7 protein-coding genes are annotated in these 15,308 nt (G+C 55.2%); all 7 read left to right on the forward strand.

The annotated features are described in order from the left end of the window. The first annotated feature begins 48 nt into the window (after positions 1–48). The 7 genes from Poly41_RS26390 to Poly41_RS26420 all read left to right on the forward strand — a co-directional run bounded on the left by Poly41_RS26390 (position 49) and on the right by Poly41_RS26420 (position 14,249). Positions 49–1,287, forward strand: coding sequence for a glycosyltransferase family 4 protein (locus Poly41_RS26390; RefSeq protein ID WP_146530356.1), 1,239 nt, complete (start codon positions 49–51; stop codon positions 1,285–1,287). Between the two features lie 507 nt (positions 1,288–1,794). Then, a complete protein-coding gene (locus Poly41_RS26395; RefSeq protein WP_146530357.1) occupies positions 1,795–3,516 on the forward strand; it encodes a heparinase II/III family protein in 1,722 nt (573 codons plus the stop codon). A gap of 526 nt (positions 3,517–4,042) precedes the next feature. After that, entirely contained in the window at positions 4,043–5,155 is a 1,113-nt protein-coding gene (gene wecB, locus Poly41_RS26400) for a non-hydrolyzing UDP-N-acetylglucosamine 2-epimerase (protein ID WP_146530358.1), read from the forward strand. Between the two features lie 1,341 nt (positions 5,156–6,496). After that, positions 6,497–7,114, forward strand: a complete 618-nt coding sequence (locus tag Poly41_RS26405; RefSeq protein ID WP_146530359.1) for a Uma2 family endonuclease — start codon at positions 6,497–6,499, stop codon at positions 7,112–7,114. A gap of 1,551 nt (positions 7,115–8,665) precedes the next feature. Beyond that, entirely contained in the window at positions 8,666–9,817 is a 1,152-nt protein-coding gene (gene gmd / locus Poly41_RS26410) for a GDP-mannose 4,6-dehydratase (RefSeq protein WP_146530360.1), read from the forward strand. Between the two features lie 825 nt (positions 9,818–10,642). Further along, positions 10,643–11,254, forward strand: coding sequence for a Uma2 family endonuclease (locus Poly41_RS26415; protein ID WP_146530361.1), 612 nt, complete (start codon positions 10,643–10,645; stop codon positions 11,252–11,254). Positions 11,255–11,702: 448 nt separating this feature from the next. After that, on the forward strand, positions 11,703–14,249 hold the full coding sequence (locus Poly41_RS26420; protein ID WP_231615957.1) for a polysaccharide biosynthesis tyrosine autokinase: 2,547 nt from the start codon (positions 11,703–11,705) through the stop codon (positions 14,247–14,249). Positions 14,250–15,308 lie beyond the last annotated feature (1,059 nt).

The raw sequence follows: 15,308 nt of genomic DNA on the forward strand, positions 1-15,308 counted from the left end.
TCTGTGGTCCTCAGTGAACTCTGTGGTTGACTGGATTTTTCTTTTTCCATGAAAATACTTTTTTATTGCCACTACTTCCCACCGGAAGTGAATGCTCCGGCAACTCGCACCTACCAGCACGCTCGCCGCTGGGTCGCCGCTGGGCATGATGTAACGGTCGTGACGTGCGCCCCGAATTGCCCTGACGGCGTCGTCTTTGACGGCTACAAAAATCGACTGCTTCGCCAAGTCGAAATGGTCGATGGGATTCGTGTCGTGCGAGTGTGGACCTATGTGGCCGCTAACGCAGGCATGCTGCCTCGGATCGCGAATTACGTCAGCTACCAAATCAGTGCGATGTTGGCGACGCTCCGTTTGCCGCGTCCCGACGTGGTGGTCGCCACCAGTCCTCAATTCTTTTGCGGATGGGCTGGCGTGTGGGCATCGAGACTCAAGTGGCGTCCCTTCGTCTTGGAAATCCGCGACATTTGGCCTGAATCGATTGCGGCTGTGGGCGCGATGAAAAAGGGCATTGCGACACGGTTTCTGGAATGGCTCGAGCTTCGCATGTATCGCGCTGCTGACCATATCGTGGCGGTTGGAACGGGGTATCGTGACAACGTGGCACGTAAAGTCCCCGAGATGGCCGATAAGATCTCCGTGATCACCAACGGTGTCGATGCCGCTAGCTTCGAACCCTTGCCTCGCGACGATGAATTCTTGCGAAAATATGGATTGCAAGACAAATTTGTCTGTAGCTATGTCGGTACGATCGGGATGGCTCACGGATTGGAAGTCGCTGTAAAAGCAGCTGCGAAGCTGAAAGCAGCAGGACGCACGGACATCGCTTTCTTGATTGTCGGTGATGGGGCTTATCGAGAACGATTGGTCACGATGGCTTCCGAAAAGGGGGTCTCCAAATTGGTTGTCTTTACCGGCCGGTTATCGAAGGAACAAATGCCGACGGTGTTGGCCAGCAGTGATTGCTGCTTGGTCCATCTGCACGGTACGGACTTGTTTGGGACCGTCATCCCATCAAAGATCTTTGAGACAATGGCGATGGAACGTCCGATCATCATGGGAGTGAAAGGGCCCGCGAGAGACATCGTGATTGAAGCGGGCGGAGGTCAACCGATGATACCGGATGACGATGACGACTTGGTCCGAATCGTGACCGAAATGGCTGATCATCCAACCGAATTAGCAGAAACGGCCAAGCATGCGAGAGCCTATGTGCTAGAACACTATGATCGCGACCAATTGGCAGCAAAGATGCTCGACATTCTCGTCGCCACAGCCAAAAAGTAGAAATGCCGGTTTTGGTTCTTACCACAGAGAGCACGGAGCCACACAGAGTTCTTGATGCCGGGCGCCTCTGTGGTTCTCAGTGACCTCTGTGGTTTAGAACGATTTTTCATCTTTCAGTACTGATTCGTAATATATTTACCACAGAGAACGCGGAGTAACACAGATTCGCGGCTTGAACTTTCTCTGTGGTTCCCTGTGACCTCGGTGGTTAAAACGACTTCTTGTCTTTCAATGCTGATGCGATAATTCTTTACCACGGAGAGCATCGAGCTGCACAGAGTTCTTGATGCATCGCATCTCGGTGGTTCTCCGTGACCTCTGTGGTGAGCCCTTCTTAATCAATTGATCCGCGTCTACTATCTGCTTCGATACCATAAGCTGTCTCAGCTTGCGTGGCGTGCGTACCGCACTCTACAAAATCGTTGGCCCGATCGGTTTCGTCGTCCGTATCGCCCCCCCACGGGTTCCTGTGCAATCAAGTCTGATGCAATCGATCGGCTCAATCGAATGGCGGATCGCCGTTTGCTCGCGTGGCCGCACCGCCACGACCGTAAGATGCTCGAGCATATGAGCTCCGGTACGTTCACTTTTCTGAACGAGACTCGCGATTTAGGAGTTTCCGTGGGGCAGGTCGCAGAGACTTCTCGAGATCGGCTGACGGATGGAAACTCTACGCAAGTTCCCCTAAAACTCAATTGGCATCCCGAGGCACCTCGACTGTGGCGTTTTCATCTTCACTATCACGAAGCGCTCCTGGAGTTAGCTTCGCTGGTTTCGGTTGATGCAGCTTGGGCAATCATTGACAGCTGGCTTTCCAACCCCAAGAACCAAACGCCGCACAGTGATCCTGATGCTTGGCACCCCTTCTGTATTTCACAGCGGCTGCCGATTTGGTTGATGTTGGCAAGTCAATATGGGGTTCCTGACGGGTTGCGGAAACGATTTTTCCAAAGCGTCTTAGCGCAAGTTCAGTGGCTTTGGACGCATCTCGAGTGGGACCTCGGTGGCAACCATTTGTTGGAAAATCTTCGAGCGTTAGCCATCGCCAACATGGCTCTCGAGGGCGATCTGCCGCTGGATGCTCGACGACTGTCCAAATGGATTGATATCGAGCTAAAAAAACAAGTGCTTCCCAGTGGCGAGCACTTCGAACGGACACCGACCTATCATGCGATCATGACGTTAGCGGTCATGGAAATCGCCGACGCCGTCGATGGCAGCGTCGCCGCAGGAGATCTCGCCGAGAAATCCTGTTCCGCCGCAAACCGAATGCGAGAATTCCACGGCACCATCCTGCACCCTGATGGCCAAATCCCACTATTAGGCGACTCCGTATTCGGTGAAACGCCACACGTAGGGGAAGTCGCAGAGACTTCCCAACTGAAATCCTCCGAGCTCTCTTCGAGTTCGGCTACATTTGAGCCTGACTACTGGACATGGTGGAGCGACAATCGAAAGGACTTCTTGCTTTTCGACGTAGGTGCGGTCGCCTGCGATCATCTTCCGGCACATGGTCACGCTGACCTTTTTGGTTTGGAAGCGTCGATAGGCGGTGAACGCTTTCTCGTCGACACTGGCACCTACGACTACGACGACTCACCAGAGCGTCAAGCTTCGCGATCGACCTTGTCACACAACACGCTAGCGATCGACGGCGAAGATCAATGCGACGTGTGGTCCCGTTTCCGCATGGGACGCCGTGGGCACGTCCTATGGAAGCGTGCAGGGAAATCCGAAACATCTCGATGGTGCATGGCCGCTCATGACGCTTACAGGTTTCTTGGTATCGGAGAAACCATACGAACGGCAATTGTCATTGACGACAGTTCTCTGGAGACAACTTGGTTGATTGTCGATTGGTTCACGGGACCTGGGCACCATGATCTAATCTCCACACTGCAACTCGAGCCCAATTGGAAGGCAACCATTCAAACCAGCGGCGAAGTTATTTGCGAAAACGCGGAATTGGAACCGCAACCAAGGATTCGCATGCTGACCGAGGGAGAGTTGTCGATTGAACCCGGAGTCTATTGTCCCGATTTTGGTGTCGCGTTACCTAACGAGTCCATCGTGGCCGCAGCAATACGTTTCGAACGAGAACCGGTCGCATGGCAAATTTGCCCCGGAGGTTGCGAACTCAATTTGAGTATTCGCTTGTCCAACAATGAACTGATTGTCGAGTCCGTTGACGACAAGGGTGAGATTCTCAGGGTCCCTATCTTGTCATAGCAGAAGTCGCAGAGACTTCTGACTTTCCACGTTTACTACTGAACCCTCTGCGAGCTCGGCTGCGAATTACTTCCCTGCGGATCTGCGACACCCTTCGGGGTCGGACAAAACGTTCGGTTCACGGTCCCGGGGGTGCGTCGCGAACGCGTCGACCCCCGGCTACCTTCTTTGACCGCGTTTGCGGTCAGACTCGTGCTTCGCAACGACCCCCGGACACCTTCTGCGACCACTCCGTGGTCGGTGGTTCGATGGCGGGCTACGGTTCCGGGGGTTTTCGCTCCGCTCGACCCCCGGCTACCTTCTTTGACCGCGTCGTGGTCAGATTCGTGATTCGCAGCGACCCCCGGTCACCTTCTGCGACCACGCCGTGGTCGGTGGTTCCATGGCAGGATACGGTTCCGGGGGTTTTCGCTCCGCTCGACCCCCGGCTACCTTTTTTGATCCCATTGCGGGATCATGACGCTCGCGTGACTCCATCTGATTCCGGCTTGCTCTAACCTCTCGTCTCTAACCTTCCAACTAATCGATGACCAAAACTGTGAACCTTGCTTGCGTGGTCGGTGCTCGACCCAACTTTATGAAAATGGCTCCGTTGCTTCGTGCGTTGAATGCGACCGGTAAGGCCAAGTGTACGTTGATCCATACCGGACAGCATTACGACAAGGCGCTTTCGGACGTCTTCTTTGAACAGCTCGATATTCCCAAACCCGATGTCTCACTCGACGTCGGTTCGGGGACTCAAGCAGGCCAAACCGCCAAGATCCTCGAGCGGATTGAACCGGTATTGGAAGCCGGGGGAGCGAATGGCAAACCGTTCGATTATCTGGTCGTGGTTGGGGATGTGAATTCGACGATGGCGGCGGCGATCGCAGCCGCAAAACTGGGGATCAAGGTCGCTCATGTCGAAGCGGGACTACGCAGCTTTGATCGTGCGATGCCGGAAGAGATCAATCGGATGGTGACCGATTCGATTTCCGATTTGTTATTGGTTTCAGATCCGATTGGAATCGAGCATTTGAAGCGGGAAGGACACCCGGATTCGGCAATCCATTTGGTCGGTAACCTGATGATCGATACGTTGATGCATTCGCTCGAAAAGTCAAAAGCGACCTCGGTGCTGGAGCAGACGGGGCTTCACGCAGGCGATTACGGAGTGGTCACGCTACACCGTCCGTCGAATGTGGATGACAAGGAAACGCTTTCGAATATTTTGAAGGTGCTCCGCAAAGTGAGTGACGAGTTGCCGATTGTTTTTCCAATCCATCCGCGAACGCTGGCGCGCATCGAGAGCTTTGGGCTGCATTCGTTACTTGCGGAGGCGCCCGGGATCACGGTGATGCCTCCGCAAGGCTACTTGGAGTTCCTGTCTCTTACCAGTAACTCAAAGGTCATCGTCACCGATTCGGGGGGATTGCAAGAAGAATCGACGGTAATGTCCATTCCCTGTTTGACGATGCGAGAGAACACCGAGCGACCGATTACCGTGACCGAGGGGAGCAGTACGCTGGTTGGCAACGATGCAGATTTACTCGATCAGCAACTGCAATTAGTGCTGAGTGGCAAGTACGATGTGGGGCACTGTCCCAAGGAATGGGACGGCAAAGCCGCGGGCCGGATCGCCGAAATTCTGGTTGGCTAGAACTGTGCTGATTCGCTCGCTCCCTTCGAATGCGAGTCGCGGTCGGCGTTCGGCAGTCAGCTGTCAGGTACTGCTAGAAACCGAAAGTTCCGTCCGGTCGCACGCTAGCTTATCGACACGGTATCGCTCGCACGGTAGGTGATTGACCCTGAGGGACGTGCGTCAAATAAGTTTCGGCACGCCATTTACCGCGAAGCGGTTAGACTCCAAAGCCCTGGGTCGACGCGCAGCGGCGCACCCTGTGGTGGCCACGGTGTCAACATCGTTATCCTACGCCGCAGGCGTTGTACAATGACGCCAGCGCCGATTGGCATCATTTTGCGGCGTCGATGTCGTTCATTGTAAAACCTCTTCGAGGTATGCCGCGTGACGTGGTCGGTGTCCTAGGGTGCGCTCTGCGACTTCGCCGCTGCGCGACCCTAGGCTCTGGAGTATAACGCCGTTGGCGTAAGAGCATTCTAGAAAGACCAAAGGATCGCAGACGGTCAACGAGGAAAACTCCCCCTTCCGACCCTGACAGGGTCGCAGCGATCCGTGATCTTCGACCCTGCCAGGGTCGGGCCAGTTGGTTGTTACGTGGTCCCGCGCATGCGCCGCTTCGCAGCGACCCCGGGCTCCCTTCTTTGATCCCAATTCGGGATCGTGAGGCGCGGTCTGTAGTCTGACTTAAGTCGTCTGGGGTCTGACGTCTGGCTCTGCGACGCCCTTCGGGGTCGTGTCGAGTCGTTTGGTTGGCGGGTCCCCGGGGTTACCGCTTCGCTCGACCCCGGGCTACCTTCTTTGATCCCACTTCGGGATCATGACTGGCGATCGGCCGCGAAGGGGGCGTTTCCGTTCTCGGCGGTCCAACGCGAACTGAAGAAATTGTGTCAGTTGGGGGTTACCACAGAGAGCACGGAGTGACACAGAGTTCTTGATGTCGGTCAGATGTCAGATGTCAGTTAGCAGGAAAATCAGTCAAGTGGCAGCTTTCAGCCGTCAGCTTTCGGCAGTTAGCTTTCAGGGGTATCTGACTTTCTGCCCGGCTCTTCTTGCCCTCTTGCTGTCGTCTGAGATCTGGTGACTGGGATCTGCCTTCTTCTTGCTGTAGTCTGTAGTCTGACGACTGTAATCTCGCTTCTTTGCGGCTGAAGCCTGGACTCCAGCGCATGTTGGAGTTTAGCCTTTAGGCGATCGTGTCTAGCTGTCGTCTGGTACAATGGTGAATTGGACAGCGTCACTTTATCAGCGGCAAGACGCTCAGTCCGGGATTGATTCGGATCATTTTGGGAAATCGCCCACAACGGGGCGCTGTCCCGTTAGGTTGTCGCAATTGAAGTCGCCGTTGGAGTGCAAACCCTGATGAGTACGGTATCCACGCTTGCGGAGCAGCGAGTTGTTTTGGACTCGATCAGCTGGGCAACGTACTGCGCGTTGACCGAAGAGCCCAAGCGGAGTCGTGGGCGAATGACTTACGACCAAGGAGTGCTTGAAATCATGTCTCCGATGTTGTCACACGAGTCAGCAAAGAGGCTTCTGGCTCGAATGATTGAACAGTTTACGCTCTTGCGTGAGATCGACATGCGTTCCTCTGCGTCGACGACGTTTCGGCGGCGTGATTTGCAGCGTGGCTTTGAGGCGGACGAATCCTATTACATCGAGCACGCGGCAGTCATTCTTGGTAAAGAAGAAGTCGACCTCTCCATCGACCCGCCTCCGGATTTAGTGATTGAAATTGAAATCACCCGTTCGGCCGTTGATAAGCTCGCTCTCTTTGCGGCCATGGAAATCCCAGAAGTGTGGCGGTATGACGGACGGGGTCTCACGCTTTGGACATTGCAAAACCGTTCCTACATCCAAATCAACGAAAGCCAGGTTCTCAGCGGATTCCCAATTCCCTTGGCGGTCGAACTGCTAGGGATTCGGTCCGAAGAAAGCGAAACGGGGCTGATTCGTCGGTTTATCAGCCACTGCGTTTGATTCGGGTAAGAACGGAATCGTTGGGTGCGGGCTAAACACATCGATCTCGTTCCTTGATCCGGGTTTTGGCGGCGATCAGCGGTCAGCGGTCACAGCTATCGGCAGGTGATTGATCCTGACAGGGTCGCAGAGAGTAGCCGTTGGTTAATCGCAGCACTACCAACGGTCAACGAGGAAAATTCCCCCTTCCGACCCTGACAGGGTCGCAGCGGTCCGTGATCTTCGACCCTTCCAGGGTCGGGCCGGTTGGTTGTTACGTGGATCCGCGCATGCGCCGCTTCGCAGCGACCCCGGGCTACCTTCTTTGATCGCTTTCGCGGTCAGATTCGTGCTTCGCGGCGACCCCCGGACACCTTCTGCGACCACTCCGTGGTCGGTGGTTCGATGGCGGGCTACGGTTCCGGGGGTTTTCGCTCGGCTCGACCCCCGGCTACCTTCTTTGACCGCGCTTGCGGTCAGATTCGTGCTGCGCGTCGACCCTCGGACAACTTCTGCGACCACTCCGTGGTCGGTGATTGGATGAATGGACACGTTTCCGGGGGTTTTCGCTTCGCTCGACCCCCGGCTACCTTCTTGGACCGCGTTTGCGGTCAGATTCGTGCTTCGCGAAAATCCGGGCTACCTTCTTTGACCACATGCGCGGTCGTCATTATTCGTCTTCACGGGACTGCCAAGGCAGGACGCTCTCGTTTGGCGACCCTGCTTTGCTGGTGACTGTGATCTGACATCTGTTGTCTGTTGTCTACTCTTTTGCGGCTAAAGCCTGAACTCCAGCGTGTGTTGGAGTTTAGCCTTTAGGCGATCTTGGCTTTCTGTCGCCTGTCGCCTGTCGCCTTTTGACCGAAACCCTGAAAGGGTCCGACAAGCGTCGTATTGTAAAACCTCTTCAAGGTTTTGATGTTTGGTGTGCTGCGTTAACCCAGGGTGCGCTGCGCGACCTTGGGCTTTGGAGTTTAACGGCTTCGCCGTATTGGATCTCGCGGTGGTTGGCTCCGCGACGCCCTTCGGGGTCGTGTCGAAGCGTTCGCGTCCGCGGTCCCCCTGGGTTTTCGCTTCGCTCGACCCCGGGCTACCTTCTTTGATCCCACTTCGGGATCATGCCCCTCGCCTCTACGGACAATTGCCATGGAAAAAAATGGCTCATCCGGCGGAAGCGTGCGCAGGAGGTTTTCGAGGCATCTCTCCGGTGTCCAATCATTGCTGGCAGGAGCTATTTTCACTTGTTATCTTGTAGTTTCCAGGAGAAACGGAGTGGAGCTCTGCAGAGGTGCAACTTGACAAGGGATATCCCGGTCGACGGTGCGCCAAGGGTGCTACCGGTTCCCGGCGGACGACCGTCCGTGGGGCACTCTTTTCTAAGAGATCATTGGACACCGGAGCCATACCTCCAAAAAACCTCGAGTCTGGGTTCCGCGCGCTTCCGTCGGATGAGCCATGGAAAAATCCGCATCGCCCACCATCCTGCCGCGTTTTTCGTGCTACCTTTCCAATGACCAGCACTTGCTGTTGGCCAGAATCTACTTTAGTTTTCTCCCCGTTGAGGACTGACCCATTAAACCTTCTTCACCTCCTTCTGCCCTGATTACCGGAATTACCGGTCAAGATGGCTCGTACCTTGCCGAACTGCTGCTCTCGAAAGGCTACGAGGTGCATGGCATTAAACGTCGCGCCTCTTCGTTTAATACCGAACGTATCGACCATATCTACCAGGACCCTCATGATGCGAAAACGGGATCGGATCGTGGTGCTCGGTTCAAATTGCATTACGGCGACCTGACCGATACTTCGAACCTGACCCGGATTCTCAATGAGGTCCAGCCGGACGAAGTCTACAATCTTGGCGCACAATCGCACGTTGCGGTGTCGTTCGAATCGCCTGAGTACACGGCGGATGTCGACGGCCTCGGTACGCTGCGGTTATTGGAGGCGATCCGGTTCTTAGGGCTGGAAAAGAAGACCCGTTTCTATCAAGCGTCCACTTCCGAGTTGTTTGGATTGGTCCAAGAGATCCCCCAACGGGAAACGACTCCGTTCTACCCTCGATCGCCTTATGCCTGCGCGAAACTGTACGCCTACTGGATCACAGTGAACTACCGCGAATCCTATGGGATGTATGCCTGTAACGGGATTCTGTTTAACCATGAATCTCCACGTCGCGGTGAAACGTTCGTCACTCGCAAGATCACTCGCGGGCTGGCGAATATCGCACAGGGATTGGAGAAATGCCTGTTCCTTGGGAATATGGACTCGCTACGTGATTGGGGGCATGCGAAAGACTACGTGCGGATGCAGTGGATGATGCTGCAGCAAGAAACGGCCGAGGATTTTGTGATTGCCACGGGACAGCAAATCAGCGTCCGCGAGTTCGTCCGGATGTCAGCGGGTGAAGCAGGGTTGATCGTGGAGTTTTCAGGTAAGGGCGTCGATGAGATCGCGAAAGTCACGGAGATCGTAGATGCCGCGAAAGCTCCGGCAGTGGCCGTTGGCGATGTGATCGTTCGCGTCGATCCTCGCTACTTTCGTCCTGCGGAAGTGGAAACCTTGCTGGGGGATCCAGCGAAGGCGAAAGCGAAACTCGGTTGGGAATGTGAAATCAGCGTCGAGGAGATGTGCGCCGAAATGGTTGCCTGCGATCTTGAGAACGCTCGCAAACATGCTCTTCTAAAACGACACGGGCACAACGTTAGCGTTGCGGTTGAGTAGGCGTGTGGGCAATCAGCGGTCAGGTGTCAGCGGTCAGCGATCCGTGATCGTCGACCCCTGACAGGGTCGGGCGATAAATTACTTGCGCGGATGAATTGTTGTCCGACGGTCCAAATTGATTTGTGTCGGGGGAAGGCCAGCGAATCTATAAAATGGCACGCTGCTCGCTGATGCGGAAGGACGTCGGTTTGATTCATGATGCCAACGGCATCAAAGAGGGTAGCCCCGGGTCGCTGCGAGCGGACCCGGGGAAAACGCCACCGCGTCCAGACAGCGACCCCGAAGGGCGTCGCAGGCCACACCGGTGTTTCTGCGACCACTCCGTGGTCGGTGATTCGATGAATGGACACGTTTCCGGGGGTTTTCGCTTCGCTCGACCCCCGGCTACCTTCTTTGACCGCTCTCGCGGTCAGATGCGTGCTTCGCGAAACTCCGGGCTACCCGCTGCGACCACTCCGTGGTCGGTGGCTGGATGAATGGACACGTTTCCGGGGGTTTTCGCTTCGCTCGACCCCCGGCTACCTTCTTTGACCGCTCTCGCGGTCAGATGCGTGCTTCGACCGGCGGCTACTTTCTGTGACCACGTGCGTGGTCGTCATTCTCGGTATTTCGATACCCCAAGAGTTCCTCAGCTGGACGCTCGCTTTTGGCGATCTTGTTTTGCTGTCGTCTGGCGAATAATGACTGTGATCTTGCACTGGTGCGGCTGAAGCCTGAACTCCAGCAAATCTTACCGCTGCCCCATGACCCCTGAGCGCTAATTGCTGTTCTATGACCGCTTGCTTACAATGGAGGGATTGATTCCTTCATTAGGTTTGAACGTCCATGTCGACATCGACTCCTTTTCCGATCAAGACTGACGGTGACCCCTCAACGATATCGCCTAGGCGATTTTCGGTCGCCGAGTATCACAAGTTGGCTGAGGTCGGGGTCTTGCGCGAGGATGATCGCGTTGAGTTGATCGACGGAGTGATTTCATCAAAAATGGTTCATTCACCCGTTCACGACGCCATCGTTTCTTGGATCGAGCAACAACTAAGACCGCATCTGCTCGATGGTTGGTTCCTCCGAATCCAAAGTACGATCACTCTCGATGATGCGAGTGAGCCGGAACCTGATCTGGCAGTGGTTCGTGGCACTCCGCTGACGTATCTGCAGCAGCACCCGCAAGGATCCTCGGTGGCGTTGGTCATCGAAGTCGCCGAAACCTCGCTTGGTCGCGACCGTTACAAGGCGACCGCCTATGCACGGGCCGGCATCCCAGCTTATTGGATTGTCAATCTAAAGCAGCGACGAATCGAAGCGTTTCGAGGCCCGGACGGGGCCGAGTACCGGGAATCGAATCTATTAGGGCTTGAAGATGGCCTTGCGGTTGAATTGGGGTTTGCCGACGAGACACGGTTCAACGTGGCCGATCTGATCCCTACTGTTGGGTAGCAACGGATTGGATTGAGTTGATCATCAGGTGACAAATCACAGGATATCTGCCCGGCTCTTCTTGCGCTCTTGCTGTAGTCTGTAGTCTGGCGACGGTTATCTGATTCTTGCGGCTAAAGCCTGAACTCCAGCAAAGCTGCCTTCCCCCGGAGTGTCCGGCTTTTTGCGGGATGTGCCGATTTGGCTGGTTTTGCTGCGATTGCGTGGGGAAACTTGTTTTCCCCGGCCGCTTTTCCTAGCCCAATTCGCTGTTGATCGGTAAACTAGAGAGCGTCAGTCCACCGATGGAGCGTTTTGGGCAATTTGCAGCGGGGTTTGCTCCAGCGATTCGGCTGGGCTTCACACCCTCTTCCGCTGTGGATCGAGCCCCCCAATCTGCCGTGCTGGCGGCGTGCTCCCTTGACCGAGTGTTTTTCCGATAAACTCCTCTTCGTGACCTCTTGCAACTATGAAAACATCCTATGACCGCGGTCTAACGTACTCCAAAGCTCCTGCGATTTCGGGCGCGGACTACGCGATGAGTGATCGAAGCGGCGATGGTGGCGGCCAGGGCAACTCGCCTGACTTGTTGGGCGCCCTGTGGCGATACCGATGGGCCGTGATCTTGGCCGGGATCGGTGGTGCCGTGCTCGGCTTCTTGGTTTTCTTGAAAATGCCGGAAACCTTTGAATCGGCAACTCGCTTGATGGTCGAATCGGACCGACCGGCGATTCTGGATACGATGACCGGCGATTTGGTGGGCGGTGTGCCAAGCATTGAGATTTTGGAGTCGCAACTGTTTAGCGACCGGGTGGTTTCGATGGCTTTTCGCGATGCACAGATGTTACCGTTTCACGAAGAATTCGAAGGTCAGACTATCGAAGCTAAGTTGCCCGAGTTCATTTCGGTTGCACATAAGTCGATGGAACTGGAGTCCGAGATCGACGATGTCCGGTCAGCTTCCTCGTTGGTCGCCGTGCTAAGATTCCAGCACACCAATCCGGAATTGGCTGAAGCGGCCGTCAATTCGTTTAGCGACGCGCTCCAGGCGTTTTTTAACGAACGACACAAAAGTTCACGTAGCGAGTTGATTGATATGATCTCGGACGCGATGGAGGAACTACATCCAAGACTGAGTGAATTGGAACGCCAGTATCGCGATTTCCGCCGAGACCGTCTGCTGGTATGGAACAATGATGGCGTGGCGATCAACCCGCATCGCGAACGGCAACTGTTCTTGACCGGTCGCCGCAGCGAAATGGTGGAACAGATGCGACAAAAAGCCGTTTTGGCTGCAGCGGTTCAGTCCATCTCGGACCAGTCCAGCGATCCTGAGATCGCCGTTGCTGTGATTAGCCAGCTGTTCAACATCAAGCTTTACATGCCGAACGATTCCGAGGACGCTGCAAAGCAACTGCGTGAAGAGGACGTACAACTGGCTCAGCTTCAACTGGACGAACAGTTGATCCCGCTGATGATCGAGCGGAACAAGTTTGCAAGTCAGTTCGGTGTCGAGCACCCAACCGTCCGTGATCTCGACAAAGAACTGACGATGATGAAGGACGAGCTTCGCCGAATCGTTGTCGAGCAAATCGATCGCCTGTTAGAGATCCGTCAAGAGAACCGGATCGAATTGATTGATCCGGAACAGCAAGCCAGGGAAGCGATTGACGCGATTTTGGTGGCTGCGAACGCCGAGGTTTCTTTAGTGCAGAGCCAAATTGGCGAGCTTGAAAAGCAGATCGCAGACGAGAAGCAGGAGGCGATCAAATTGGCGAAAGACGAACAAGACGACGCGGCGATGCAACGCGAAATCGAACAAACGTATGACTTGATGAGTCAATTGGAAGAGCAGTGGGCTCGAGTCAGTTTGACCGAAGAGACAGGGGGCACTCAAGTCGTCGAGTTGACGGCCCCGTCGATGGCCATGCTGGTCAGCCCCATTTTGATCAAGTGTTTGGGGATCGGAATCTTCTTAGGCTTGGTGCTTGGTTCCGGGGTGGCATTGCTGTTAGAGAAGAACGCGAACACGTTCCGTGATCCGGACGAGATTTCCGAATTGTTGGGCGTCCCCGTGTTGACTCACGTGCCGTTCTTCAAGGGTCGTCAAAAACGATTGAAGGAGGGCGAGATCGATCCGTACAAGGATTTGGACAAATCGCTTGGCGTGTTGCACCATCCCGCGTCGGTCGCTGCCGAGGCGATTCGGTCGTGTCGAACGGCGGTCTTCTTCGACACCGCGTCGGTCAAAGGTGGCAAGGTGGTACAGGTCACGAGCCCGTTGCCGGGGGATGGTAAAACCACCGTTGCGGGTAACTTGGCCTGCTCGATCGCCCAGAGTGGTAAACGGGTTCTGGCGATCGATTGTGACCTTCGTCGTCCTCAATTTACCGATAACTTTGCCCTACAAGATAAGATGGGCTTGACCAATGTGCTTAACGGCGAGTGTGATCCCGAGGATGCCTGCCATCAAACGCCTGTGGCGACCTTGCGGGTCATGCCCAGCGGGCCGATTCCGGCGAACCCGGCCGAAGCGTTGACGTTGCCGGAAATGAGCGAATTATTGGAAATGCTCCGCGAAGAGTACGACTTTATCATCATCGATACGCCGCCGTTGTTGGTGGTTACCGACCCGAGCATCACCGCCAGCATGACGGACGGCGTGATTTTGACATTACGAGTGCGACGTAAGAGTAAACCGAATGCGAATGAGTCGGTGAACATCTTGCGAGCGGTCGGTGCGAAGGTGCTGGGCGTGGTGATCAACAACTCGGACGAAGCGGGTGCGAGCGATGGCTACAAAGGATACGGCTATTACCGTTACGGCCGCTACACCGGTCGTTACCATCGACGCAAATCGGGCAATGGCAAGTATTACCGTCGCAGTGGCTCGAACCGCGCCGCACCTGTGGTGGTCGAAGGCCGCGGGATCGGGAAAATGCGAAAACCGAGAGCAGCCGAAGTGGTCAGCAGCGAAGGCAACGGCGTGATGGAGAAGGCGGATCAGGGTTTGTAGGTGGCGGATGCCAGATGCCAGATGTCAGATGTCAGATGTCAGATGTCAGATGTCAGGCGGCAACTGATGTGAGATGACGTGGGAAGGTTTGGCAGGCGGTTTGAGCCCGGCGGGGGCCGAGGGCAGCGCGAACGTATTGGCCGGATCCGCGTTTTGCGACAATTCCACATGGTTGCCCCCCTCACCCCCAGCCCCTCTCCCCACAAGTGGGGCGAGGGGAGCCAGAGTGTAGGGGCTTCCGTGTCGGAGTTAACGATTCAAGAAAGGGAATAGGTTTCCTTTCGCCCCGAGACGTCGTGCAGTTGTTAAGTTGTTAATTAAAAAAGACATACAAGATTTACCCCTCCCGCTGAGGAGGTCGTGCAGTTTTTAAGTTGTTGATTGAAAAAGACTTACAAGATTTACCTCTCCCTCTGGGAGAGGTCGAGCCTAAGCGAGGGAGAGGGAAAACGGGCTGCGATTACAACATGAAATTCCAGCACTGTTTTTATACCGGCCCTCCCCCTCGCTGCGCTCGACCCCTCCCGCTGCGCGGGCAGGGGTGGATGGATACCTAAACACTGCATTTGTCACGATTCAATAAAGACTTACAAGATTTACCTCTCCCTCTGGGAGAGGTCGAGCCTAAGCGAGGGAGAGGGAAAACAGGCTGCGATGACAACATGAAATTCCAGCACTGTTTCTATACCGGCCCTCCCCCTTGCTGCGCTCGACCCCTCCCGCTGAGCGGGCAGGGGTGGATAGATACCTATACACTGCATTTGTCACGATTCAATAAAGACTTACAAGATTTACCTCTCCCACTGGGAAAGGTCGGCGTCTCAGCGCCGGGAGAGGGGCTTTAAGCTTTCGACACCCTCCGCTCGGCAAGAAATAACGCTGGTTTTACGTGTCGGCTAAAGCCTAAGCATCGCGGGGTCATTAACGAACGTAGATGGGGATGAAATGCTCGCTGCAGAGTAAAACCAAGTGATATCTAACTTCCCCTGATTTCACTCGGAGCAACGAGCAATGTCGAAAATAACCTATCACGTCGGACTGGACTATCACCAACACAGC

It is taken from the genome of Novipirellula artificiosorum, from assembly GCF_007860135.1.
GTDB lineage: Bacteria > Planctomycetota > Planctomycetia > Pirellulales > Pirellulaceae > Novipirellula_A > Novipirellula_A artificiosorum.

What these genes read in the sequence shown, in the direction of transcription:
- Poly41_RS26390 (WP_146530356.1), top strand. Translation starts at nt 49, where the DNA reads ATGAAAATACTTTTTTATTGCCACTACTTCCCACCGGAAGTGAATGCT.
- Poly41_RS26395 (WP_146530357.1), top strand. Translation starts at nt 1,795, where the DNA reads ATGGCGGATCGCCGTTTGCTCGCGTGGCCGCACCGCCACGACCGTAAG.
- wecB (WP_146530358.1), top strand. Translation starts at nt 4,043, where the DNA reads ATGACCAAAACTGTGAACCTTGCTTGCGTGGTCGGTGCTCGACCCAAC.
- Poly41_RS26405 (WP_146530359.1), top strand. Translation starts at nt 6,497, where the DNA reads ATGAGTACGGTATCCACGCTTGCGGAGCAGCGAGTTGTTTTGGACTCG.
- Poly41_RS26415 (WP_146530361.1), top strand. Translation starts at nt 10,643, where the DNA reads ATGTCGACATCGACTCCTTTTCCGATCAAGACTGACGGTGACCCCTCA.
- Poly41_RS26420 (WP_231615957.1), top strand. Translation starts at nt 11,703, where the DNA reads ATGAAAACATCCTATGACCGCGGTCTAACGTACTCCAAAGCTCCTGCG.